20 protein-coding genes, 2 tRNA genes and 2 rRNA genes (1 of these 24 cut by a window edge) are annotated in these 23765 nt (G+C 37.6%); 8 read left to right on the top strand and 16 right to left on the bottom strand.

What is annotated here, in order from left to right; all coding sequences use genetic code 11:
* Positions 1 to 108: 108 nt before the first annotated feature.
* From DCS32_RS03780 to lysS, 14 genes are all read right to left on the bottom strand, one after another.
* Positions 109 to 753: a DsbA family oxidoreductase gene (locus DCS32_RS03780; RefSeq protein ID WP_108879230.1), complete on the bottom strand. Its 645-nt coding sequence runs from the start codon at positions 751 to 753 to the stop codon at positions 109 to 111.
* Positions 754 to 760: 7 nt separating this feature from the next.
* Positions 761 to 1429 carry a hypothetical protein gene (locus DCS32_RS03775; RefSeq protein WP_108877055.1) on the bottom strand — a complete coding sequence of 223 codons (669 nt, stop codon included), beginning with the start codon at positions 1427 to 1429 and terminating at the stop codon, positions 761 to 763.
* A 13-nt stretch (positions 1430 to 1442) separates the two neighbouring features.
* Positions 1443 to 2264 (bottom strand): DUF6503 family protein, encoded by an 822-nt coding sequence (locus tag DCS32_RS03770; RefSeq protein WP_108877054.1) that lies wholly within the window; start codon positions 2262 to 2264, stop codon positions 1443 to 1445.
* 10 nt (positions 2265 to 2274) lie between these two features.
* Positions 2275 to 2589, bottom strand: a complete 315-nt coding sequence (locus tag DCS32_RS03765; protein WP_108877053.1) for an EthD family reductase — start codon at positions 2587 to 2589, stop codon at positions 2275 to 2277.
* Between the two features lie 28 nt (positions 2590 to 2617).
* Entirely contained in the window at positions 2618 to 3346 is a 729-nt protein-coding gene (locus DCS32_RS03760; protein WP_108877052.1) for an SDR family oxidoreductase, read from the bottom strand.
* Between the two features lie 71 nt (positions 3347 to 3417).
* On the bottom strand, positions 3418 to 3969 hold the full coding sequence (locus tag DCS32_RS03755) for a carboxymuconolactone decarboxylase family protein (RefSeq protein WP_108877051.1): 552 nt from the start codon (positions 3967 to 3969) through the stop codon (positions 3418 to 3420).
* A 66-nt stretch (positions 3970 to 4035) separates the two neighbouring features.
* Positions 4036 to 4599 carry a TetR/AcrR family transcriptional regulator gene (locus tag DCS32_RS03750; RefSeq protein WP_108877050.1) on the bottom strand — a complete coding sequence of 188 codons (564 nt, stop codon included), beginning with the start codon at positions 4597 to 4599 and terminating at the stop codon, positions 4036 to 4038.
* Positions 4600 to 4791: 192 nt separating this feature from the next.
* A complete protein-coding gene (locus DCS32_RS03745; protein WP_108877049.1) occupies positions 4792 to 5352 on the bottom strand; it encodes a hypothetical protein in 561 nt (186 codons plus the stop codon).
* Between the two features lie 146 nt (positions 5353 to 5498).
* On the bottom strand, positions 5499 to 6521 hold the full coding sequence (locus DCS32_RS03740) for an adenosine deaminase (protein WP_108877048.1): 1023 nt from the start codon (positions 6519 to 6521) through the stop codon (positions 5499 to 5501).
* A 121-nt stretch (positions 6522 to 6642) separates the two neighbouring features.
* A complete protein-coding gene (locus DCS32_RS03735) occupies positions 6643 to 7446 on the bottom strand; it encodes a toxin-antitoxin system YwqK family antitoxin (protein ID WP_108877047.1) in 804 nt (267 codons plus the stop codon).
* Between the two features lie 89 nt (positions 7447 to 7535).
* Positions 7536 to 8555 (bottom strand): hypothetical protein, encoded by a 1020-nt coding sequence (locus tag DCS32_RS03730; protein ID WP_162533587.1) that lies wholly within the window; start codon positions 8553 to 8555, stop codon positions 7536 to 7538.
* A gap of 5 nt (positions 8556 to 8560) precedes the next feature.
* Complete coding sequence (locus tag DCS32_RS03725; protein WP_108877045.1) at positions 8561 to 9070, bottom strand: SLATT domain-containing protein; 510 nt, start codon at positions 9068 to 9070, stop codon at positions 8561 to 8563.
* A gap of 1 nt (position 9071) precedes the next feature.
* Positions 9072 to 9977: a hypothetical protein gene (locus DCS32_RS03720; RefSeq protein ID WP_108877044.1), complete on the bottom strand. Its 906-nt coding sequence runs from the start codon at positions 9975 to 9977 to the stop codon at positions 9072 to 9074.
* A gap of 238 nt (positions 9978 to 10215) precedes the next feature.
* Positions 10216 to 11910, bottom strand: a complete 1695-nt coding sequence (lysS, locus tag DCS32_RS03715) for a lysine--tRNA ligase (protein WP_108877043.1) — start codon at positions 11908 to 11910, stop codon at positions 10216 to 10218.
* A gap of 182 nt (positions 11911 to 12092) precedes the next feature.
* Here lysS and DCS32_RS03710 point away from each other — a divergent pair, with 182 nt between their 5' ends.
* From DCS32_RS03710 to lipB, 3 genes are all read left to right on the top strand, one after another.
* Positions 12093 to 12251, top strand: coding sequence for a YqaE/Pmp3 family membrane protein (locus tag DCS32_RS03710; RefSeq protein WP_013751129.1), 159 nt, complete (start codon positions 12093 to 12095; stop codon positions 12249 to 12251).
* A gap of 2 nt (positions 12252 to 12253) precedes the next feature.
* Positions 12254 to 13108, top strand: coding sequence for a hypothetical protein (locus DCS32_RS03705; RefSeq protein WP_108877042.1), 855 nt, complete (start codon positions 12254 to 12256; stop codon positions 13106 to 13108).
* 1067 nt (positions 13109 to 14175) lie between these two features.
* Complete coding sequence (lipB, locus tag DCS32_RS03700; RefSeq protein WP_108879229.1) at positions 14176 to 14901, top strand: lipoyl(octanoyl) transferase LipB; 726 nt, start codon at positions 14176 to 14178, stop codon at positions 14899 to 14901.
* A gap of 10 nt (positions 14902 to 14911) precedes the next feature.
* Here lipB and DCS32_RS03695 read toward each other — a convergent pair whose 3' ends face one another.
* Both DCS32_RS03695 and DCS32_RS03690 read right to left on the bottom strand, forming a co-directional pair.
* The gene (locus DCS32_RS03695) at positions 14912 to 17368 is read right to left on the bottom strand and encodes a hypothetical protein (RefSeq protein WP_108877041.1); all 2457 of its coding nucleotides are present in this window, start codon (positions 17366 to 17368) and stop codon (positions 14912 to 14914) included.
* Between the two features lie 93 nt (positions 17369 to 17461).
* Positions 17462 to 18100, bottom strand: a complete 639-nt coding sequence (locus DCS32_RS03690) for a ribonuclease HII (protein ID WP_108877040.1) — start codon at positions 18098 to 18100, stop codon at positions 17462 to 17464.
* A 108-nt stretch (positions 18101 to 18208) separates the two neighbouring features.
* Between DCS32_RS03690 and DCS32_RS03685 the strand changes: the two genes are divergently transcribed.
* The 5 genes from DCS32_RS03685 to DCS32_RS03665 form a co-directional block, all read left to right on the top strand.
* Positions 18209 to 20155, top strand: coding sequence for a putative porin (locus DCS32_RS03685; RefSeq protein WP_108877039.1), 1947 nt, complete (start codon positions 18209 to 18211; stop codon positions 20153 to 20155).
* Positions 20156 to 20912: 757 nt separating this feature from the next.
* A 16S ribosomal RNA gene (locus DCS32_RS03680) occupies positions 20913 to 22436 on the top strand.
* A gap of 213 nt (positions 22437 to 22649) precedes the next feature.
* Positions 22650 to 22723: transfer RNA gene (locus tag DCS32_RS03675), tRNA-Ile, on the top strand.
* Positions 22724 to 22941: 218 nt separating this feature from the next.
* A tRNA-Ala gene (locus DCS32_RS03670) sits at positions 22942 to 23018 on the top strand.
* A gap of 279 nt (positions 23019 to 23297) precedes the next feature.
* Positions 23298 to 23765 (top strand): 23S ribosomal RNA (locus DCS32_RS03665); it runs 2359 nt beyond the window's last position.
* The 16S and 23S rRNA genes sit together here with 2 tRNA genes alongside, the layout of an rRNA operon.

Raw genomic sequence — 23765 nt, 5'->3', positions numbered from 1 at the left:
AAAGAAAACCCGCACAAGATGCTTTTTGAGCATTATGTACGGGTTCTATATTCTTTAAAAAAGCTTTTAGGGAAAAGCGAATTCTAAAGAATGATTATCTATATCCTTTTATTCTGCAATAAGTTCGGAGAGTACTTTCTTAAATAAATCAACAGGTTGTGCTCCAGTAACCGCACTTTTTCTATTAAAAACAATAGTAGGAACTGAGTTTACACCTAAGTTCTTCCAGTAACCTTGTTGCGTTCTTACTTCATAACGAGCTTCTTCATTTTCAAGTAAAGCCAGACCTTCCTCTGCATCTAAGCCAACGTCAAGTAGTGCTTGTTTTAAGACCTCTCTTTGAGATACATCCTTACGCTCACTAAAGTAAGCAGCAGTAAGTCGCATTTTTAATGCTGTTTGTTTGTCAAATTTCTTTGCATACTCTAATAATACATGTGCATCAAAAGTATTTACAATTCTCATATCGTCAAAATAGTCAAACGTAAAGCCAAGCTCATTTCCAGCATCTACCAGTCGTTGCTTAGACTCTTTTTGTTGCTCCACGGTTGATCCATATTTTTCTGTAATATGCTCGTTTACGTTCTGACCTTCGGCAGGCATTTGAGGATTTAACTCAAATGGTTGCCACTCAATCTCTATTTGGTCTTCAATACCAAGTTCTGATATTGCTTTTTCTAAGCGTTTGTAACCTACGGTACACCATGGGCAAACTACATCTGAGACAATATCTATTTTTAATTTTTCTTTCATCATTTTACTATTTACTTATTTCGCTAGTTGTAATAAAGTGCTGTTCATCTGGTTCATTGAGTGCGATTTCATGCTCAGGAAGCATGTTCATAATCATAGAATTTACCACTCTCTCTTTTGAGAGATCTTGAGAACGCATTGTTGCTTTATGAAACGCACCTAATGTTTCATTGTTTTGCTTAGGAACACTATTATTTATCAATACAATACTATAAGAATTATTTGACAAGGTCTCCACTTTTGTAATGTACGGTTTGAGATGCTCTAGATTGTTTTCAAAAACAGGTGTAAATTCTTTAAGGTAGCTTTTTGGAGCATCTTCACTTTCCTTAGCATACTTGTGATAGTCTCCTATATACAGCTCGCTTTGTATTGCAGTTGGTTCATAGCCCAGCATTAAAAAAGATTGATCTGCAGCGTTATCTACATGGAAAGGCGTATTCACTTGTTGATCAAAACGGACAAGCCAGTGGTAGCTTAATGGTCTATTGTAAGTTGCTTTTGTATAGCTAGATAATTCTTTTTTAAGAGCAACCATAGTAGCTCTCAGTTCGCTAGAGGAAGAATCTTCTCCTAAATCAATATGAATAAAACCAGGTTTGCTAGTGTCAGTTCTAAAAACATCTCTAATAGCATCTTTTGCTATTTTTTTTATGTTGACACTTAACTTTTCCATAGCGATAGCAACTTTATTTTTTGAAATCTTTTATGGTTAATCCATTATTAAAAGAAATATCAGTCCAAGTAACTTCTGTCGAAGGTCCGTTATAATCAACACCATCCCAATTTGATTTTTGATATGTTCTTTGCGTAGGAATTAATAGTCCGTCTATAGCTTCATACTTAAGTTGCATCAAATAAGGAGTGTCGATTACATTGTATGCTGCGACTGTAAAAAGAAACTGATCTACGAGACCTGTGTCTTGATTTATATATACTTTATAAACATCTGTATTCTCCTTGTTGGGTATATTAAAGGAGACCTTGACAATGTCATACGTTGCTTCATTAATTACAGTCTCTCCTATATAATTGTATACTATATTAGGATCTAGCAATTTTGGCATCATTGCAAACCAATATAAATTGGTGGGTCTATTAAACATCACCTTGTCAATAAGAAGTTGGTCTGTTACAATCTCTCCGTCATGTTTTAACCAATATTCATTCCCATCATATCCTTGCTCAATAGCTCCTTCTAGCTGGGGTATTGTCCTTTCATGTTGATCATATAAACCGTAGGATAGCTCTCCATCAAATAAATATTTTTCTGTAGCAACATCTACTTTACCATCGGCGGTTTTATAGGTGTATGTGTAGATGACATCTTTCTTGTCTAATAGGCTCCTGTAGTCACCTACTTTTTGAACCATGTTATACACCAACTCATGACCTTTATTTTCAAAAGTCATTACAGATTCTTTTGACTCTTTAGTTTGTTGAGTACCTCTATTATCTCCGCATGATAATAGAAGTACACAAACTATAATATTTAAAAAATTTATTTTCAAAAGAGGTGTATTACAAAGCTATGATTTCACTTATCTGTAATTCTCCTTGCACGTTGCTGTAGTTTTCAACATCTGCTGCAAACTTCTCTTGGTGTGGCGCAAAGCTTTCTTGGAAAGAAGCAACACTATCAAATTTTAAATGAGCAATCGCTACATAAGGTGCAAGCTCTCCAGGCGCTCTTCCAGCAATTCCTACTTCTAGTTCTAATCCTTTTAATGCGTCACCTAGTGATTCTTGAATCATAGGTAAGTGGCTATTTTTATAATAGTCGGTGTCAAATTTAACACTATCACTATTAGGGTACATTACAGATACTTTTATCATGATATTTGTTTTAAAGTGAAATTACTCCTTAAAAATCTGAAGTTACGATGTTGTTAGAAAAGTTCTCGTATTCTTTCTCAAACTGCTTCGCCATATCATCTGGAAATAAGTGGAAATCTCCAGCTTTTAAGGCGCTTACAATTCCTTCAGAAATTTCAGAAGTTGTAGCTCCATTTTCAAAACCTGCCTTTGCTGCCATATCTGTATCTACGGGGCCTGGGTGTACACTTAGTACATTAATTCCTCGTGGACTTAATTCTGTGCGAATTCCTTGTGTTAAAGAATATGATGCAGCTTTTGATGCAGAATACGTAGAGAGTTGAGAGAAGTTCTTGATAGAAGCAATAGAGTTTAATTGTACTAATGCTCCTTTGTTGCTTTCTAACGTTTTCGCGAAAGCGTTTGCAACACGCACTAATCCAAAAGCATTTACCTGTAGCTGATTAAGAAAATCTTCTTCTACATCATCACTTATGATAGACTGTGGTGTCCCTATTCCTGCATTGTTTACTACTACATCTACATCTGTAGCGTGTGCTGCTAGTGTTTTTATAGAGGCTGTGTTTGACACATCTGCTTGTAAAGTGACTACTTTATCACCATACTTTTCTTCTAGTTCTTTTGTAGAGTTTGTATCACGTACCGCTAGATATACTTTCTTTGCTCCGTGGTCTAAAAATGACTCCACAATCGCTTTACCAATACCTCTATTTGCGCCAGTGACTAATGCTACTTTATTTTCTATTGAAATACTCATATGATTTGTTTTAAACAAGCCTTCCTACAATATTGAGGAAGGCTTGTTATTAATTAAGTTAGGGGAGTTACTTATTTTTTTTCCCAAGCAAACTTCTCAAATGCAGCATCTACAGGTGTGTTTGCGATGTGATTTGTGTAGTTACTTATTACTTTTTGAGATAATCCTAAGATGATATCTAGCACTTGTCTTTCTCCATATCCAGCTGCATAAAATGCAGTAAGATCTTCTTGAGAAACGTTACCACGGTTACGTGTAAGTGATAAAGTGAATGTACGTAGTGCTTCTAGTTTTGCATCTTCTAGTGGAGTCTCGTTACGTAAAGCCTCGATGATTGCGTCATCTACTTTCATCATTTTTGCGATACCTGTGTGTGCTGGTACGCAGTAGTGACATGCATGCTCTACGTTAATTGTTTGCCATACTACCGTTAACTCATCTGCGTTAAATGAAGAGTTTGTAAATAACTCATGTAGTTGTTGGTATGCATCTAGTAATTGTGGAGACTCAGCAAGTACGCCATGTAAACCAGGAATCATCCCGTAAGCTTTTTGTGATTTTTCTAAAAGTGCTTTACTTTCTTGTGGTGCGCTTTCTATGTTGTGAATGTTTAATGAAGTCATAATTGTAATTTTTAATGTATGTTAATATTATCTAAACGTTCGTTTAGTTTTATAGTAAAAAAATAGTTAGATGTTTTTAAACGTCATCTCTATGTAATCTTCAATCTCTTTTGTTGTGTTTACTCGTGAGGCAGCAGCTAGGCCATGTTTTGCTAGTAAAAGGAAGTTTGCTTCACGCATGATTGTCGCTTCATCTTTACTACCGTCCATTCTCAGCTTTTCAATAAAAAGCTCCTTTATACTACTCATAAAGGCATTCATCTCTTCTTGAATCACAGCGTCTTCACTTGCTGCAAATTCGTTATAAGTGTTTGTAAGCAAACATCCATTGCGAGATCCGTCTGGATCAAGTATCGTTACAGAGTCTATAAAAAACTGCTTGATATCTTGAACACCATTTGTACCGCTAGCAAACTTCTTAATGATAGCGCCCACTTTCTCTTTGTAAAAAGATAAGCTTGCCAAAAACAGACCGTGCTTATTACCAAAGCTCGCATAGATGGAGAATTTATTAATACCCATTTCCTTCTCTAGCATTTGCATAGAGGTAGACTCGTAGGTATTTTTCCAGAACAGATTCATAGCCTTCTCGACTACTTCACGCTCATCATAATTCTTTTTTCTAGCCACTTGTTTCTTATTACTGTGCAAAACTAACCAACCGTTTAGTAATTAAAAAGGGTTTAACAATTATTTATGTTATGGGTGTATTAGAAATAGAAAATCCTCATCATTTGTTTGATGAGGATTATATACGGTATATAGTTTTGATAGGTAATTACGCTTTCGCGAAAGCGTAACAACAATTCTTATAATCTATGCTTATGGCTTCACCTGCTCCCAGTAATCATATAATCCCTTTTTAAACGGAAGATATTTCTTAGGCATATCCTTAGCGGGTGAAAGGGTGAAGGAAATACTGTCTTTAAAGTACCAGTAATTATCGCGTAGTGTTCCAGTAGTGGTTTTAAGATTCCACGCTGGGATGTTAATCATAGCGTAGGAGCTATCTTTTTCTACGTAGTCTATCCCAAAATCGTTAAGCTGCTCCTTAGTAACATATTTAAACTTGAGTTTGATGTCAAGTTGCTTTGCTTCTTTACGGCTCACTATTTCAGAAGTGGACCAAGCGTAGGTGTCAAACTTTTCTTTTAAGGTAAGGCGCTTTTCTTGTGCTTGCGCATTGCCAATTCTATAGAGGGTATTTCTAATCTTTAGGCTGTCTTTCTCATTGCTCACGAGTGCAAAGACATCCTGTTGATCTACCGTTATAATTTGTTCTGTTATGTTAATGTGTACCGCAGTTTCTTCTGCCACAATGGTACTATCGTCCACGCCAAAGAAAGTGCCAAGCGCAAAGAATATAATTTTTATTACCTCCATAGTATTCCTATTTAAGTTAGTTCAAAAATAGCTATAAAGATTGAGTTATCAGTCGCTTAGGTGTTCTTGGTTAGTGATGAGATGTCCCTTACAGAACGATAGAAATAAGGTTGCGCTCTTGCTAAAGCGCAACCTTATTAAAATAATTAATCGATGGAAGCAAAGTATGCTTTCACCTTTGTGATGTGTGCGTTTTTCTCATCTTCGGTAAGCCAGCTTGCTTTAAAACCATTGATGGCAAGTTGCATGATGTGCTCCTTAGATAAGTTTAAGGCACTTGCTGTTTGGTAATAATTCTCATTCATGTATCCGCCAAAGTATGCTGGATCATCAGAGTGTATCGTCGCAAGAATCCCTTTATCTAGCATCTTTGCCACTGGGTGTTCTTCCATCTTATCAATCACTTTAAGCGCTACATTACTAGTAGGGCAAAGCGTTAACGGGATTTGTTCTTTTACAAGACGTTCCACAAGTGCGTCATCACTTAGACAGCGATTACCGTGATCTATACGTACAACATTTAGAACGTCAAGCGCTTCCCAGATATAATCTGCTGGGCCTTCTTCACCAGCGTGTGCAACTAGTTTGTAGCCTTCTTTTGCTGAGGCTTCAAATACGTTTTTAAATTTACTAGGAGGATTACCTTGCTCAGAAGAGTCAAGTCCTACGCCATCTATCCACGCTTTATATGGTTGTGATTCTTCTAGTGTTTTAAATGCAGCTTCCTCGCTTAAGTGCCTTAAGTAAGACATGATGAGTTTATAAGTAATACCGTATTCACTTTTTGCTTTCTCAAGCGCATTGTAAATCCCGGTGATTACAGTTTTAAAAGGAACACCGCGATCTGTATGTGTTTGTGGATCAAAGAACACCTCTACATGTACCACATTCTCACTATGCACCTTGGTAAGATATGCCCACGTAAGATCATAAAAATCTTGCTCGTGTAAAAGCACTTGTGCACCTGTATAGTAGATGTCTAGAAACTCTTGAAGGTTATTAAATGTATATGCCTTCTTAAGTGACTCAATAGAATCATAAGCAAGGGTGATGTTATTGCGCTTTGCGATTTCAAACATCAATTCTGGCTCAAAACTACCTTCTATATGGAGGTGGAGTTCTGTTTTTGGGATGCCTTGTACAAGGGTTCTTAGGGGAGTATTGTTCATTGTCGCTATTTTTTTTGTGGCTACAAAGGTAGGGTTATTTGTATGAAGTGGTTTTACGACGCTTGAATTGTACGTGAACTAGCTTTAGGATAAGTACGCTTTCGCGAAAACAGCTTTTATATCACTCCTGCTCAGGAATCAAATCCCCATTGGTGTCATAGCGTTTTATGTCTAGGCGGTTGCCTTTATTGTCGTAGGTAACCATCATTTGTAATGTACCATCTTTGTAGAAAGATTTCCAGGCGCCTTTTTTCTTAAAGTAATCGATGCCTGCATATTCACCTTGCTCTTTGATACTGCCGTTCTTGTAGAAAGAAGTGTACACGCCTTTTTTGTTGCCTAGCTCGTCAAATTCTTGAGAGGTAAATAGCGTTCCATCCTCATAATAAATGTTGAGGTTGCCGGTAAAGTCGCCTTTGTCTGTGTAGGTAGCATCTAGTCTCAAGTTGCCATTGCTGTGATATTCTGTATTACTTATAATCACACCTTCGCTGCTATAGGTGGTTTTTGATTTGAGTTGGCCATTTTCCCAATACCCCATCCAATTGCCGATACTTTGATTTTCCTTATAAACTCCTTTAGATCTTAGTTGGCCATTACTGTAATAATCCTCGTAAGGGCCGTCCATGCTATAGAAACCCTCACTCGCATAAGAACTTTTAGTTTGCAACTGCCCATTGCGGTAGTACATTTCAAAAGGGCCTACTGGATTATCTGAACCATTAAAAGTGAGCTTAGTATCTATCGCTCCATCCTTTCTATAATAAATCCACTCACCCGTAGGAAAGCCAGCTGCGTTTTTAAGACCAGCATTTTTTTTCTCACCCGTGTTGAAGTACTCAACTACTTGTTTTTCTTGAGCAGTGGTGATGTGGGTGCTTAGGAGTAGGAGGAAGATGGTGAAATAAGTGTGTAGAGGTCGCATTGATTAATATATAATTTACTACAATTAATTTATAAGGGAATAGTCAAAATAATTTAGTCTTTAAATTAATCTTGAGTTAGAAACTTCAATTATTCAATAATTGAGGACTGTGTTTTTCTTGTACTGATAGTTCTTAATATTTCTTGTAGAATGGAATTGTTATATTCTAGTTCGTAGTAGCTGCTTTGTTCAGAGCTTTCGTTAGCAAGTTTTAAAGCTGCGGTTTGTCTTGCGATACTTAAAATACCATTCCCTTTAGTTTCATGAACAATGTCCATATAATGTTGATACATATTATTGTTTTCTAATTTTATGTCAATACCATTATGACTCCACTGAAATCCATTTAAATAGAAAGGTTGTGTTTGGTTTATAGTATCCGGAATTATATTAATTTTTTCATTTATAATCTTAGCAATGTTTTCAGTTTGGCTCTTTTCAATATTTCTCTGTTTGATGCTATAGATGTATTTTTTATCAATTATTTCTAGCTCTATATTGTCATTGTTTTTTGGATTAGCAATCAACAAATTTTTTACACCATAATTATCTGCGTCTTTGACATTGTTTAAACTATCAATTGATATTGAATCACCAATTTCAAAACCTCCTATTTTAAAATTAGTAATTGATAAAAAGTTGTTGCTTTCTTCAATTTGAATATTATCTTTTGAAGATGTGAGCACATTAAAATATTCAGAATTCAAAGGTTTTATAAATAATAGAGGTTTATTAAAAATGTTTTTAAAATCGTAAAGTAAGGTGTCGGTTACTATAGTGTCTTTCTTTGTTTCTCCTTTACCTCCTATTGTATATAATTCTTTAAAAATAATTAAGCTGTCTTTCTTTATCAATGGAAATCGTGTTGTCTCTCCAGTTATCTTGGAAATACAGACTATCGAGTCATTTTTAAATAAAATTCTTTGATGAGATGTTGAGCTGCTGTAATCTTCATTGAACTCATAGTAATGAAGAATCCAATCATGTGTTGAGAAGTTATCTTGTTTTTCAGAACACGATGAAATAGTTGCTAGAATTATAAATATGGTAATTGTGTTTTTTATATTTTTCATTGCTATCAATACATTTTGAAGTATGTTCTTAGCCACAGAATTCATTCTGAAGCTGTATTTAAAAAGCTTAGTTCTTCAGGGTATTTATTTAAATCATCAACTACCTTCTTCCCTTTTTTAAATTTTCTAGTACTTACATATACTGATTTCAAGTCAGCCCACTCATTTTTAATAATTTCGATTTCTCGATTTCTAGTTGCATTTGTCATCTTTGTATTTAATATCAATTCGATACTATGTCTCAATTTTTCATAATTAAAACCTATACGTTTATGATTTTCGGCTTTTTCACTTGGTTTTAAAAAAGTTTGAAGACCGGTTAAAATTGCAACAATTAGAAGCGCAAATGGGAATAAATAGCTTTGAATATAAGTAGAATCAATCTCTGGAAATCTATATGAAAATGCAACGATTGTTGAAATTATAAAAGCACCAATACCAATCCATTTTTCAAATGAGGACCAAAAAATTGATTGATAACAATGAGCATATTCTAATTGATGAATTTTTCTCATCCAATCTAACAACATTTTCTTTTGGTTCTCATCCATATTATATCTGAGTATTTATTTTAATTAGTAATTCTGTTGGGTCAATAATCATTTTCCTATTTATAATAGATTCTGAAATATCTTTAGGGCCAATTACGATGGATTTGTCTAAACCATTTTTCCCTGTGAAAGAAAAAAATGTTGCAGAAGCGAGAGGTGAATTTGAATGGCCTGATTTATGTAATTTTCCAGCGCTAACATTATAATATCCGTTTTTAAAATGTGTTTCTTTAGATGTTTGGCTGATCTGGACGTCTATTTTTTCATTAATAGCTTTGGACGTGTGTTGATTTATTTCGTTTAATGAATCGTTATAAACCACTTTAAAAAACGAGTGTTTAGAGTTTGATGAACTAATTTCAAAGTCAAATGTATTGTTAATTATTTCCCCCGTTATCACCCAACTCTCAGCAAAAAATGTATGCGTGTGAACTGAGAAGTCATCACGCTTTTTTAAATCAATATATTGATTTAAAGAGTCATCCCAAATGTGTAATCTTATGAAATCAAAACTTTCTAAAGATTTGTCAAATTTATATAGAGGTATCGATAAGAAGCCTTGTGAGCCGATTGATGAGATTGTATACTCTATTGGAATAATTTCAATTGACTTTGAAATTAACTTCCAAACAAATTTGACATCTAATTTTTTATTATTTTCTCTACAGTAAATTATTTCCCTCACTCCGATCAATCTATAAATTATAGATTCTAAATAAACATCATCAGTTTTTCTTACAAGAGATATAAGTTCATCGGTTAATATTGTTTTAGAATTAGAAAATATTAAGCTACAGATGTCTTTTATAGGCTTAATTACCTCCTTAATTCCTTCAGTATATCCTTTGAGTAAAGGTTCGTGATAACCCCGAAACTCAATATCATTAATAGTTTTTTCTTGATTCATCAATGTTTTAGTTTTGAATTATATCTAGCTCATATAATTGTTCACTAAATTACAACTTCCTAACATTCAACATTTGAGCCTAGCCACATTTGATAAAAATTATATTAACAATTAGTTTAGTATAAGCATCGAGGTAACCAATTCAAATTTTCGCGAAAGCGCATAAAAAAATCCCCACTTAAAAAGCAGGGATTTGATAGTCGGTAATTAGATTGTCTTTTATAGTAAGACGGTGGGGTTAGTCTGCAATGGTTACAAACAAACCTTCGTCTGTTTTAGAAACTTTGGCAGCGCCTAGTTTGGTAAGACCTTTAAGGCCTTTGTCCCATCCTTTGTTACTTAAACCTGCTGCAGTTTTAAGTGCGCCAAGTTCTTGTGGGCTTTCCTTTTTAAGGAGGTCGTAAATTGCTTTTTCGTTCTCGTTAAGATCAAGTGCCTTCTTTTCTGGTTTCATCTGTGGGAAGAACAGTACTTCTTGTATAGACTGGTTATTAGTCAAGAACATAATCAAACGGTCCATCCCAATTCCCATTCCTGAGGTAGGAGGCATCCCGTACTCTAATGAACGCAAGAAGTCATAATCTATAGAAGCTGTTGCCTCGTCATCACCACGCTTTGCAAGTTCTAGCTGTGCCTCAAAACGCTCACGCTGGTCGATAGGGTCGTTAAGCTCTGAGTATGCATTTGCAATCTCTTTACCACAAACCATCAACTCAAAACGTTCTGTAAGTTCTGGGTTATCACGGTGCTCCTTACATAGCGGGCTCATCTCTTTAGGGTAGTCTGTGATGTAGGTAGGCTGTATGTAGTTACCCTCACACTTCTCACCAAAAATCTCATCTATGAGTTTTCCTTTACCCATAGTCTCATCTACCTCGATACCCATGCCTTGTGCGGCAGCGCGTATCTCATCTTCTGTTTTATCAAGAATATCAAAACCTGTGAAGTGTTTGATACTATCTGCCATGGTTACTCTAGCATACGGAGCTTTAAAATCTACTTCGTGCTCACCAAAGGTTGCCTTTGTAGTCCCATTTACAGCAATCGCACAGTGTTCTAGTAACTGCTCACAAAACTCCATCATCCAGTTGTAGTCTTTATAAGCTACATAGATTTCCATCGCGGTAAACTCTGGATTGTGCGTGCGGTCCATCCCTTCATTACGGAAGTTCTTTGAGAACTCATACACACCTTCAAATCCGCCAACAATAAGACGCTTTAAGTACAGCTCATTTGCAATACGCATGTATAATGGCATGTCTAGTGAGTTGTGGTGCGTCACAAATGGTCGTGCTGCAGCTCCTCCAGCAATAGGTTGTAGGATAGGAGTCTCTACTTCAAAATATCCTGCGTCGTTAAAGAAGTTACGCATCGCATTAAAAAGCTTGGTGCGTTTTACAAATACTTCTTTTACATGTGGGTTTACAGCAAGATCTGCATAACGCTGGCGGTAACGCATTTCTGGATCAATAAACTCATCATAGGTATTACCCTCTGCATCTGTTTTAGGTAGTGGTAATGGTTTAAGAGCTTTACTTAATAGTGTGAAGCCAGTAAGTGATACCGTAATCTCACCAACTTGTGTAGTAAATAACGTTCCTTCTACACCAATAAAATCACCAAGATCTAGTAGTTTTTTAAATACCTCGTTATAATGAGACTTATCTTCTCCCGGGCAAATCTCGTCACGGTTAAAGTATAGTTGTATGCGACCTTCACCATCTTGAATCTCTCCAAAAGATGCAGAACCTTGAATCTTCTTTCGCATCAAGCGACCTGCCATTACTACCTTCTCACCCTCTTTATAATTTTCGATTGCCTGTTTAGAGCTATGAGTAACGTGGTATTGTGCTGCTGGATAAGGATTGATTCCTATTTCGCGCAAGCGGGATAATTTTTGACGGCGTACTTGTTCTTGTTCTGACAGTTGCATACAGTAATAATTCTTTTATATTTTTTGCAAATAAGCGCTACACACAAATAGTGGTAGAGCGGCGCAAAGATAGTAATAGCCCGCTCAGAAATCAACATTGTAACAATCTGAAAATTATGTCGTCTTATTAAGTACATCAATCAACCTTTCCAACCTAAGGAGAGGATCAAAAAACTTCACTTATGAGTATTTGGCGCGTCTTACTTGCCATCTTTTTTCCACCACTAGCTGTAATAGGTAAAGGATGTGGGTCTGTATTAATAGTTTTCTTACTTTGGCTCTGTGGCTGGGTGCCCGGCGTAATCGCAGCACTCGTAATATTAAATAATCCAAAGAAATAGGAATGAGTAAAAAGGTTTATGGACTGCTAGTAGTACTCTTAGTATTACTAGTGAGTTGTAGTATGCATGAGCGTATTGTGTTTAATGAAGACATGGGAGGTCGTTATGAGTCTAAGTTTGACCTATCACAAATCATGGCAATCGCTGCTCAAAGTGGAGCGAGTAATCCAGAAAAGAAGAAGGAGAAAATGGATACCACCATGGTGTTTAACGACTTTCTAGAAATCTACAAGGATAGCATCGCCACACTACCAGCTGCACAGCAGGAGAATGTGAAAGCACTTAAAGACTTTGCTATGAATATGAACATAGACGAGGAGAATGGGGTGATGGTACTCACTGTTATAAAGGACTTCAAAGAATTTAAGGAGATAGAGCGCATCGCATATGATGTAGATAAAGTGTTTGAAAGCGCAAAGAAAACCACACCAGGCGGAGAGAAAGCAAGTAGTAGCCCAGCAAATAGTATGCTGAGCACAAATAAGGTGATTTATACTTTTACCGAGAACACCTTTAGAAGAACAGATCCTAAAGCTGTATCTAGACACCTAGAAGGCAGTAGCGAATTATCTGAAAAGACAAGGCAAGACGTAGAGGATGCCGTTTTTAAAGACGAAAATGGAGAAGTGGAAAACAATATGATGAAAGATATGGTGCTAGGCATGGACGAAGTACTAGATCAATCTACTATGAAACTAGAGTATATATTTCCAAGAAAAGTAATCTCCGTATCTCAAGAAAACGCAGTAATCTCAGAAGATGGCAAAACAGTTACTTTCTCTATAGACTATAAAACCCTACTAGAAGGAACAGACAAAACCTTAGAAAACTTTGAGGTGGTTCTTGAGGATAAATAAGGGGTGGTATTATAAAAGCTTTCCCCAGCCCTAAAGGGTGGCTTTTTTTTAAAGTAGACCCGTCCCTGAAGGGTGGGTTTTTTCACAACTCGCGGACATCTCCCCAACCCCTCTTCGAAGAGGGGCTTTCAATTTTTGCAACTTCGTTGCAATTTGCATGTGAGTATTCCTGTGTTTGAGGAGGGGTTTGCAAAAGCTTTCCCCAACCCTAAAGGGGGACTTTTTTCACAAGAGTGTTCCTCTCTTTGAAGAGGGGCTAGGGGAGATGTTTCACAAGAGTAATCACGCACACTTTTTAAGACATGAAGAATGTTTTTTCCCAAGTAGCTATCATTGAATAGATTTTTCCACCCTTTAGGGCGGGGAAAAGAAAAATCTAGGCACTTCAAAAAAAGCTTTCCCCAGCCCTAAAGGGTGGCTTTTTTTAAAAGTTTTCCCCGACCCTAAAAGGTGACTTTTTGTTTCTCACAATTCGCTAACATCTCCCCAACCCCTCTTCGAAGAGGGGCTTCATTTTTTGCAACTTCGTTGCAATTTGCATGTGATTGTTTTTCTAATTGTAATGATGTTTTCAAAAAGCTTTCCCCAACGCTAAAGGGTAGCTTTTTCCAAAAGAGTATCCCCCTCTTCGAAGAGGGGCTAGGGGAGATGTTGCGAAAGAGTAATCACATACACCTACTAAGAACAGAGTAGATACTTTCAAGCAATTTTTATTAAATAGATTTTTCCACCCTTTAGGGCGGGGAAAAGAAAAATCTAGGCACTACGAAAAAAGCTTTCCCCAACCCTGAAGGGTGGCTTTTTTAAAAGTTTTCCCCGACCCTAAAAGGTGACTTTTTGTTTCTCACAACTTGCGAACATCTCCCCAACCCCTCTTCGAAGAGGGGCTTCATTTTTTGCAACTTCGTTGCAATTTGCATGTGAGTATTCCCCTCTTTGAAGAGGGGCTAGGGGAGATGTTTTACAAGAGTAATCACATACATCTAGTAAGGCTAGGGGAGATGTCTCACAAGAGTAATCAATTAATAAAACTTTCAATACTCTCAACCCTTTCTTACCTTTGCGCCGTGAATAAAAATATCATTTTACAGGACCTCGGAAATCGAGATTATAAAGAAACTTGGGACTACCAAGAGACGCTTTTTAAGAAAACGGTGGAGATGAAAATTGCCAACCGTAGACAAAATGCTGGACTGGTAACTCCTAACCATTTCTTGTTTGTAGAGCATCCTCATGTGTTTACTTTAGGCAAGAGTGGTGATCTTTCTAATTTGCTTGTCAGCGAAAAAGAGCTTGCCGAGAAAAAAGCTACTTTTTATAAGATTAACCGCGGTGGTGATATCACGTATCACGGCCCTGGGCAGATAGTAGGATATCCTATTCTTGATCTTGATAGCTTTTTTAGAGACATTCACAAATACTTGAGACTACTAGAAGAGATGGTGATTCTCACCCTAGCCGAATACGGACTAAAATCCGAACGTTCTCCAGGAGAAACGGGTGTTTGGTTTGATGTAGGAACGCCATTTGCACGTAAGATTTGTGCTATGGGTGTGCGTGCTAGCCGCTGGGTAACCATGCACGGATTTGCATTAAACGTAAATGCAGATTTAGGCTACTTTGATCTGATGATTCCTTGTGGGATAAAAGACAAAGCAGTGACGTCTCTCAATGTAGAGCTAGGCAAAACAAGGGTAGACGAAGCCGAAGTGAAAGAGAAATTACTCAAACACTTCACAGCGCTCTTTGAAGCCAAATTCATTACCCCAGAAGGGGGCGCCGAGTATATATAAGGACGTCGCGCTAGTTAATCTTATAAATCAATACCGAGTTACTGCCTCCTTGAGTTACAAAACCTAAAGACTTATTGCTTTGTAAAAAGCCAACATCTGCCTTAGAAGTTCCATAAATAGGAAAGTTAGGTAGTAATACGCCTTTATTGTCATAGATGTAGACTTCGCTAGATTCTGTATTGGTGATAGCAATGTATTGTGATTTTCCAGTACTTGAGATGCTAGGCGAAGTATAGGTGCCAAAGGCAATTTCTCTCTTCTTACCATTTACCACAAGTTTGTTTTCTCTCAAACCTACTTTCAGTTTATCCTCAATAGCAATTTTAGAATCAGATTGAAAATCTGAAATACTTTGTGTAAGCTTTCCAGAAGTGTTTATGCTCACTTTCTCACCATTAACCGTAAAGGTTTCAAAGTTGTTCCCATACTTATATATAGGTGTGTCACCAAAGCTGATTTTTTCCTTAACGTCAATTCGCGTTTTTCCTGTTCGATTTAAGATGTGTAGCTTCCCGCTATTTTCGGCAATTGTGATATAGTCCTTATTACCAATGCGCATATGTGCTGGAGGATATAAGATAGCACTTCCTGCTTCTCTAAAGGTAAAACCAGAAACTGCCTTTGCATTTTTATCATACATCAGTACTTTATCATTTTGTACGATTACAAAGCGGTAGTTACTATTGTTATCATAATCAAAGATAGAAAGCGGTTGCGTGATGTTGTCTTTAAAAGACAGTGGGTAAGGAGAAACTTCTTTACCATTGCGGTCTAGAACATAAAAGGAAGATGGCGTGGTAAAAGCGAGTTGCAATCTGCCATTACGATATAAATCTATCTGCTGCACGTCACCTAGTATTTGACCATCTAGATCCTTTTGCCACAATACTTTTCCTGCATTACTTATTAGATATAGCGTGTTATTAATGTCTTGCACCACTACATCCTTTCCATTTGTACGATGATTTGTTACTAGCTGCGGTGTCATTGTGATGTCTGCGCTTAGTTTCACATTGGCAATTTGAGCAATATTTGCGTCTGTAGTAGCCTCGTCGTTCTTGAGAATCGCCATATTCAATAGCAAGTAGTCCTTTTCTTGAATGAGTTGCAGCGCACTATAATCATAACCATCTAGAGTGATATCCTTCAAAACTTTTTGACCGTCTTCTGAGGCGAGCTCTTTATATGCATTACTGCCCAGACTAGAAATGTATAAGTAACTAGAGGCGCGACTTAAAGTACTTTCCGTATTCTGGAAGGTAGCGCTGTTAGATAAGGTTGCTTTATTTTGATAGTTGGCAATCACAGTTTCTAGTGCTTCTTGATTTTCGGCAAAAAGGTAGAAGTCATCTATCGATGCGTATAACGTAGGAGATGATAGATTAAGTAGAGGTGAGTACGCTTTCGCGAAAGCAGAGCCCATATTAATCTCATAGATGGAAACCTTTCTAAATTCGGCTTTTTCTGAAGCACTCGCCAGTGCATTAGCTGTAACCGTGATGTCTGTAGAAACTCCCACTATTACTTTTCCTTTTGGCAGATGAATTATTCCTACCTCTGAGAAACTAGCAAAAAGATCCTCTCGTGCCAGCGTGTATTTTGAGAGGTCTAGTTTTAAAAAATCTGCTTTACTAGATTTAAACTGCTTCCAGTCGTCATACGTGATTGCTTCCACAGCAGTTGCAGCCGTAGGAGTGATAGATGCAATTCTATTTACTACTGGTTGTGTATTCTTAAGTAAACTCAATCTTTGCGATGTAGAATCTTGCACCAGCGCAACACCACTTAGTCTGATGTCATTGTTGTCCAAATCAACATCTGCCGCAGTCCAAGAAAATGAATTTTTGAGTGCATTTGCTGTTGCATTAGGAAATAGACTCTTATACAAGCTAGCACCTTCTGATCCCCTTATGAAAATAGAAGCCGTAGCGCTATTGCTAGAAGAGGTATATGCTTTTTCAAAAAGATCATCTTCATAGATGTTTGTGTTATCCTCTCTCAATACATTTTCTAAAAGGATTTTTGATGTACTAGCAATAAGTATGTCTTTATATATGAGATAATGCGCAGTTCCGCCTAGTGTTTTAATAGTTGGGTCCTTAAGTGCTGCTTCTTTCATTAGTAACGAGTCTCCTTTAAAAAGAGAAGCATGTGCTTTTGTGATCATACTAATGTCATAGTCATTACGACCTAGTTTTGTATAACATAACAAGGTCTCGCCATCTGGCTGTATGTCTTTAAACAATGTCTGCCCTTTAACTAGAGTTTTATAAAGTGCCGTAGGAGCTAGCTCTTGTATAAGGTCGTTATTTACAAGTGCGCTTTTAAAATCCTTAAAGTCATTAGTCTTTATCACTACCGCCGCTTTGCGAGGTATATATTTAGTAATAGAAGATGATGCCTTTGGTGTAGTGTCGCAACTAGCGAGAACAACAAGGCTAAAAAGTATATATAAGAAAGGTTTCATAAGTGCGCTTAAGGTGGGTTCAAAAATACAACCTCAGTCTGGAGAACTTCTTGAGAACCACATATTGTTATTGACTACTTTTTAAACAAGAGATTAGCTGTTATTCTTAAACGTAAAATCAAGTTCGTATTGCTCCGGAAGTAATTTAAAGCTCTTGCGATGATACTTTGTAATACCATATTTACGTATTGCTTCTCGATGTTCTTTGGTTGGGTATCCTTTGTTTTTCTTCCAATTGTACATGGGGAACTCTTCGTGTATGCGATTCATATATTCATCACGAGCAGTTTTTGCAATAATGGACGCAGCAGCAATAGGCAAGTATTTTCCGTCGCCTTTTATAACTGTAGTGTGGTCAATCTTAGGGAAAGGTTTAAACCGATTGCCATCTACAAGAATGTGTTGTGGTTTTTTTTGCTTTCGCGAAAGCGTACCTATCATACTTTCAATACTGCGGTGCATTCCTAATATAGAAGCATTAAGGATATTAATATCGTCTATCTCACTCATCATCACATGAGCAAAACCGTAAGCAATTGCTTCTTCTTCTATAATAGGTTTGAGTAATTCACGTTTCTTCTCTGTGAGAAGTTTAGAATCTGTAAGGATCTCGTTAATGAAGTTGTCTGGAAGCATTACGGCAGCAGCAGTAACAGGGCCTGCGAGGCAGCCACGGCCAGCTTCGTCCGTGCCACATTCTATGAGATGAGTATGATATTTGAGTTTAAGCATCTTTGTGGAGCTGAAAATACGAGGTTCGAGGATAAAAATGTAATTTTGACGCTATAATTTTTTTGTATGAGAGGAGTTTTGATTTTATTATTTTGCCTGTTGCAAACCATGCTTTTTGCACAAATTTCTCGGATCCCTACTAAGGGGTCATCTACAGGCATTATACAGCAAAACGATAATAATGATCCTCTTAATGCCAGAGAGGTTTCTTCTACTAATATCAAGAAGTTCGAAAGACCACCCGTTGAGGATTACAAAATCATATCAATTGCTAGAGATACTACGCATGTAGATACTACGCTTAACATAAAGAAGGACTACAAATTTAATTACCTGCGTAAAGATAGATATGGCTTATTGCCATTTGCAAACACTGGGCAAACTAATAATACCCTCATTTATAACTTTAATAATAGACGCACTACACCAGGATATATAGCGCAGGCTAGACATTTTGCATACATGGAGGTAGAAGATATTAATTACTACCACCTGCCTACACCGCTTACAGAATTGTTTTATAGAAGTGCCTTTGAGCAAGGGCAGCAGCTAGATGCATTCTTTACTTTAAATATTCATCCACGACTTAACATGTCTATTGCATATAAAGGAGTGCGTAGTTTAGGTAAATATCAAAACGCCTTAACGAGTTCTGGTAACTTTAGATTTGCAGGAAGCTATCGTACTAAAAATGATAGGTATCATATAAAAGCGCACTGGGTTGCACAAGATTTATTAAATCAAGAAAACGGCGGACTTACAGAGCAAGGTATAGAGCAGTTTAATAGTGGTGAAGGTGACTTTAGTGATAGATCAAGATTACCTGTAAACTTTGAGGATGCAGAAAACATACTTGATGGCACACGTATATATGTGAATCATCATTATAACCTTGTCCAGAAAAAAGATAGCCTCAAGGATTATAGTCTTAGGGTAGGGCATATTTTTAATAGTGAGAATAAGTTCTATACCTATAGACAAGATGCGGCAAATGCAATTTTTGGTGATGCGTTTAGTCAAACCAGTTTTTCAGATAGAACAGATCATGAAGAAACCTATAATGAAATCAATGCTGTTTATGAAGATAAAAAGCTAGGGCAACTCAAGTTTCAAGCAAACGCTTTGTACTATGATTACGGGTATAACGCAGTGCTTATTCAAGATGCAGATGGGGATGGTGTTTCTGAGCGTGTGCCTAATAGATTACAGGGAACAAACATTGCTGTAGGTGGAGCCTACAAAAATAGGATTGGAGGATTTGATATAGAAGGAGAGGCACAGGTAAATGTGGTGGGTGATTTTGATGGGTACAATATATATGGAGAAGCGGGATATTCGATAGCAGATGATAAGCGATTCTCTGTGAGTATTCTCAGTAATGCAAGACAAGCTAGTTTTAATCACTTACTGTTTCAGAGTAATTATTTAAACTATAACTGGTCTAATCAAGACAACTATGCTACGGTAAAAACAAATACGCTAGCAGCGCAACTAGACGCAAAGAGTCTCGTAAATCTTGAGGCGTCTGCATCTACTATAAAGGACTACGCATATTTTGGACTTGGAGAAGACGGGCTTGTAGCCTCTCGTCAATCTGGAGAAGCGGTAAATCATCTAAAGATAAGTGCAAATAGAGATATCAAGTTTGGTAAGTTTAACCTCGATCTTACGGCCACCTATCAAAATGTAACAGGGGCAGAGGGTGTGCTCAATGTTCCAGATGTAGTAGGGAGAGGTAGTTTTTACTTTACAGACCGTCTCTTTAAGAAAGCATTGTTTCTTCAGACAGGTATTACAGCAAACTACTTTACTAAGTATAATCTCAATGGCTATGATCCTACCTTAGCCGAGTTTTATGTGCAAAGCACAGAAGAGCTAGGTAACTTTCCATTATTGGACTTCTTTATTAATATGAAAGTCCGCCAAACAAGAATCTTTATAAAAGCAGAGCATTTCAATAGTAGTTTTACAGGAAGCGACTTTTATAGTGCCCCTGGATATCCATATAGAGACTTTAATATACGTTTTGGTATCGTATGGAACTTCTTCTTATAGATGGTTTACGCTTTCGCGAAAATTTCTAGGGTGCTTTTTGCAGCTATTTGATGGTTGCTGAGGTGAGAATTGCTAGTTTCTCTGAGTTTGTGAGAGGTAAAATAGGGTTCTTTTAGGTTAGTTGAGGTGTCATTGAAATTATTTTAAAAGCTACTTCTTGTGTTTACAGTGAGTTGCATATTTCCTTAAAATTTTCTTAAGAATATTCTTGTCAGATTAGAACTTCGGTGTATCTTTGCCACCCGCTTAACAGCAAGCGGTTGTTCTTTTAAATGTCTTCAAAAAGTTATTTTTTATTTCTTCAAATTATTTTTCAAAAGATAGTTTGTGATTAGGAAAAAGGTTGTAGTTTTGCAGCCGCTAACAAATGGAGGTTATTTGGGAGTTATGTTCATTGCGATTGTTGCTTAGTTTTATGGGTTGAAAATTAAATTTTCAATTATTTTTAAGATTAAGTTGTGAGTTTAAAAAACAGTTGTATATTTGCACCCGCTTAGAGAAACAGTAACATATCTAGCGAAGTTCAAAAGTAATTTATTGAGATGTTTTGGAAGATTAGTTATTCTAATTTAAGGTTCAAATCCTTAGCATTTACAAGAGTTTTCTACTATTAATAGTAGTAGAGAAAGTTCATTGATTTATTGAATTGACAGCGCGTATTAATACCTTTGGGTATTATTACAAAGAATTTGAAAACTAGAAGTTTATTATTGACCAGATATTTCGAGTCGTGAGGAGTTAAATTTATTTACAATACACGATGAAGAGTTTGATCCTGGCTCAGGATGAACGCTAGCGGCAGGCTTAACACATGCAAGTCGAGGGGTAACAGAGGTAGCTTGCTACTTGCTGACGACCGGCGCACGGGTGCGTAACGCGTATAGAATCTACCTTATACTGGGGGATAGCCTTTGGAAACGAAGATTAATACCCCATAGTATGTTTGAATGGCATCATTTAGGCATTAAAGTTTCGGCGGTATAAGATGACTATGCGTTCTATTAGTTTGTTGGTAAGGTAACGGCTTACCAAGACTACGATAGATAGGGGTCCTGAGAGGGAGATCCCCCACACTGGTACTGAGACACGGACCAGACTCCTACGGGAGGCAGCAGTGAGGAATATTGGACAATGGAGGCAACTCTGATCCAGCCATGCCGCGTGTAGGAAGACTGCCCTATGGGTTGTAAACTACTTTTATATGGGAAGAATAAGGTCTACGTGTAGACTGATGACGGTACCATAAGAATAAGCACCGGCTAACTCCGTGCCAGCAGCCGCGGTAATACGGAGGGTGCAAGCGTTATCCGGAATCATTGGGTTTAAAGGGTCCGTAGGCGGGCATATAAGTCAGTGGTGAAAGTCTGTGGCTCAACCATAGAATTGCCATTGATACTGTATGTCTTGAATTATTGTGAAGTGGTTAGAATATGTAGTGTAGCGGTGAAATGCTTAGAGATTACATAGAATACCGATTGCGAAGGCAGATCACTAACAATATATTGACGCTGATGGACGAAAGCGTAGGTAGCGAACAGGATTAGATACCCTGGTAGTCTACGCCGTAAACGATGGATACTAGTTGTTTGGTTTTCGGACTGAGTGACTAAGCGAAAGTGATAAGTATCCCACCTGGGGAGTACGTTCGCAAGAATGAAACTCAAAGGAATTGACGGGGGCCCGCACAAGCGGTGGAGCATGTGGTTTAATTCGATGATACGCGAGGAACCTTACCAGGGCTTAAATGTAGATTGACAGGACTAGAGATAGTTTTTTCTTCGGACAATTTACAAGGTGCTGCATGGTTGTCGTCAGCTCGTGCCGTGAGGTGTCAGGTTAAGTCCTATAACGAGCGCAACCCCTGTGGTTAGTTGCCAGCGAGTAATGTCGGGAACTCTAGCCAGACTGCCGGTGCAAACCGTGAGGAAGGTGGGGATGACGTCAAATCATCACGGCCCTTACGTCCTGGGCCACACACGTGCTACAATGGTAGGGACAGAGAGCAGCCACTTAGCGATAAGGAGCGAATCTATAAACCCTATCTCAGTTCGGATTGGAGTCTGCAACTCGACTCCATGAAGCTGGAATCGCTAGTAATCGGATATCAGCCATGATCCGGTGAATACGTTCCCGGGCCTTGTACACACCGCCCGTCAAGCCATGGAAGCTGGGGGTACCTGAAGTCCGTCACCGTAAGGAGCGGCCTAGGGTAAAACTGGTAACTAGGGCTAAGTCGTAACAAGGTAGCCGTACCGGAAGGTGCGGCTGGAACACCTCCTTTCTAGAGCTTGTCCCTGTTATTGTGCGTTACGTATTTATATGTAACAATATCAATAATACACAGCAAACGACTTACGACCGAAAGGTTAAAATAAGTTTTAGTTTTCAATAGCTGTCGATTTAATTTTAATAAAACAAGTAAATAGTAGTTAGACTTTAGTGTATAGTTTTATACTTAAGACTATTACTTAACGACTATAGATTGTTTAATTACAGTCTCATAGCTCAGCTGGTTAGAGCGCTACACTGATAATGTAGAGGTCGGCAGTTCGAGTCTGCCTGAGACTACTATTCCCATCCTAGCCTTCCCAAAGGGAAGGAATAAATAGGAATTTGCTTAGAATTCTACCCTTAGGGGAGATGTCGCAGGCAGAGGGGATACGCTTTCGCGAAAGCTTAATAAATCGCGATGTTCATTTTATTACATTTTGAAGGAAATTTTAGAAGTTGAGAATCATTACTTCGTCATTCGAAAACTGATGTCATCATCGGAATTTCATAAAAATGGGGGATTAGCTCAGCTGGCTAGAGCGCCTGCCTTGCACGCAGGAGGTCATCGGTTCGACTCCGATATTCTCCACCAAGATAGTTACTTTATAGTAGTTATCATCCTTAGGTATAAAGGATATAGTTTTTAAAAACACAGGATTCACGAGAGTGCAATACGTTTTTACTTACATAGATTTTATACTGATTATGGGAAAACGTTCATTGACATATTGGGAAATAATTAAAGAATACGAGAAGTCGTATGTAACCTAGCCGGTTATATACGCAAGAATATGAATATAATATGATTAACTCATTATAATATAAAGGTTTATGTATTTTATACATAAGCCCTTAAAAGAGCAATAAGTACAATAAGCTAATTAAGGGCGTATGGGGAATGCCTAGGCTCTCAGAGGCGATGAAGGACGTGATAAGCTGCGAAAAGCTACGGGGATCTGCACACAAGAATTGATCCGTAGATATCCGAATGGGGCAACCCACTATATTGAAGATATAGTACCAGAAATGGGGCAAACCCGGAGAACTGAAACATCTAAGTACCCGGAGGAGAAGAAAACAATAGTGATTCCGCTAGTAGTGGCGAGCGAACGCGGATTAGCCCAAACCAGTAATGTTACGGCATTGCTGGGGTTGTAGGACCACGGTATTTTGTGCTTTATGAATTAGAATACTTTGGAAAGAGTAGCCATAGACGGTGATAGCCCGGTATAAGTAAAGACAGTTACAGATAGTGGTATCCTGAGTAGTGCGGGGCACGTGAAACCCTGTATGAAACTGTGGGGACCATCCCATAAGGCTAAATACTCCTGAGAGACCG

Source organism: Dokdonia sp. Dokd-P16 (assembly GCF_003095655.1).
GTDB lineage: Bacteria > Bacteroidota > Bacteroidia > Flavobacteriales > Flavobacteriaceae > Dokdonia.
This window is presented reverse-complemented; position numbering and strand designations above follow the sequence as displayed.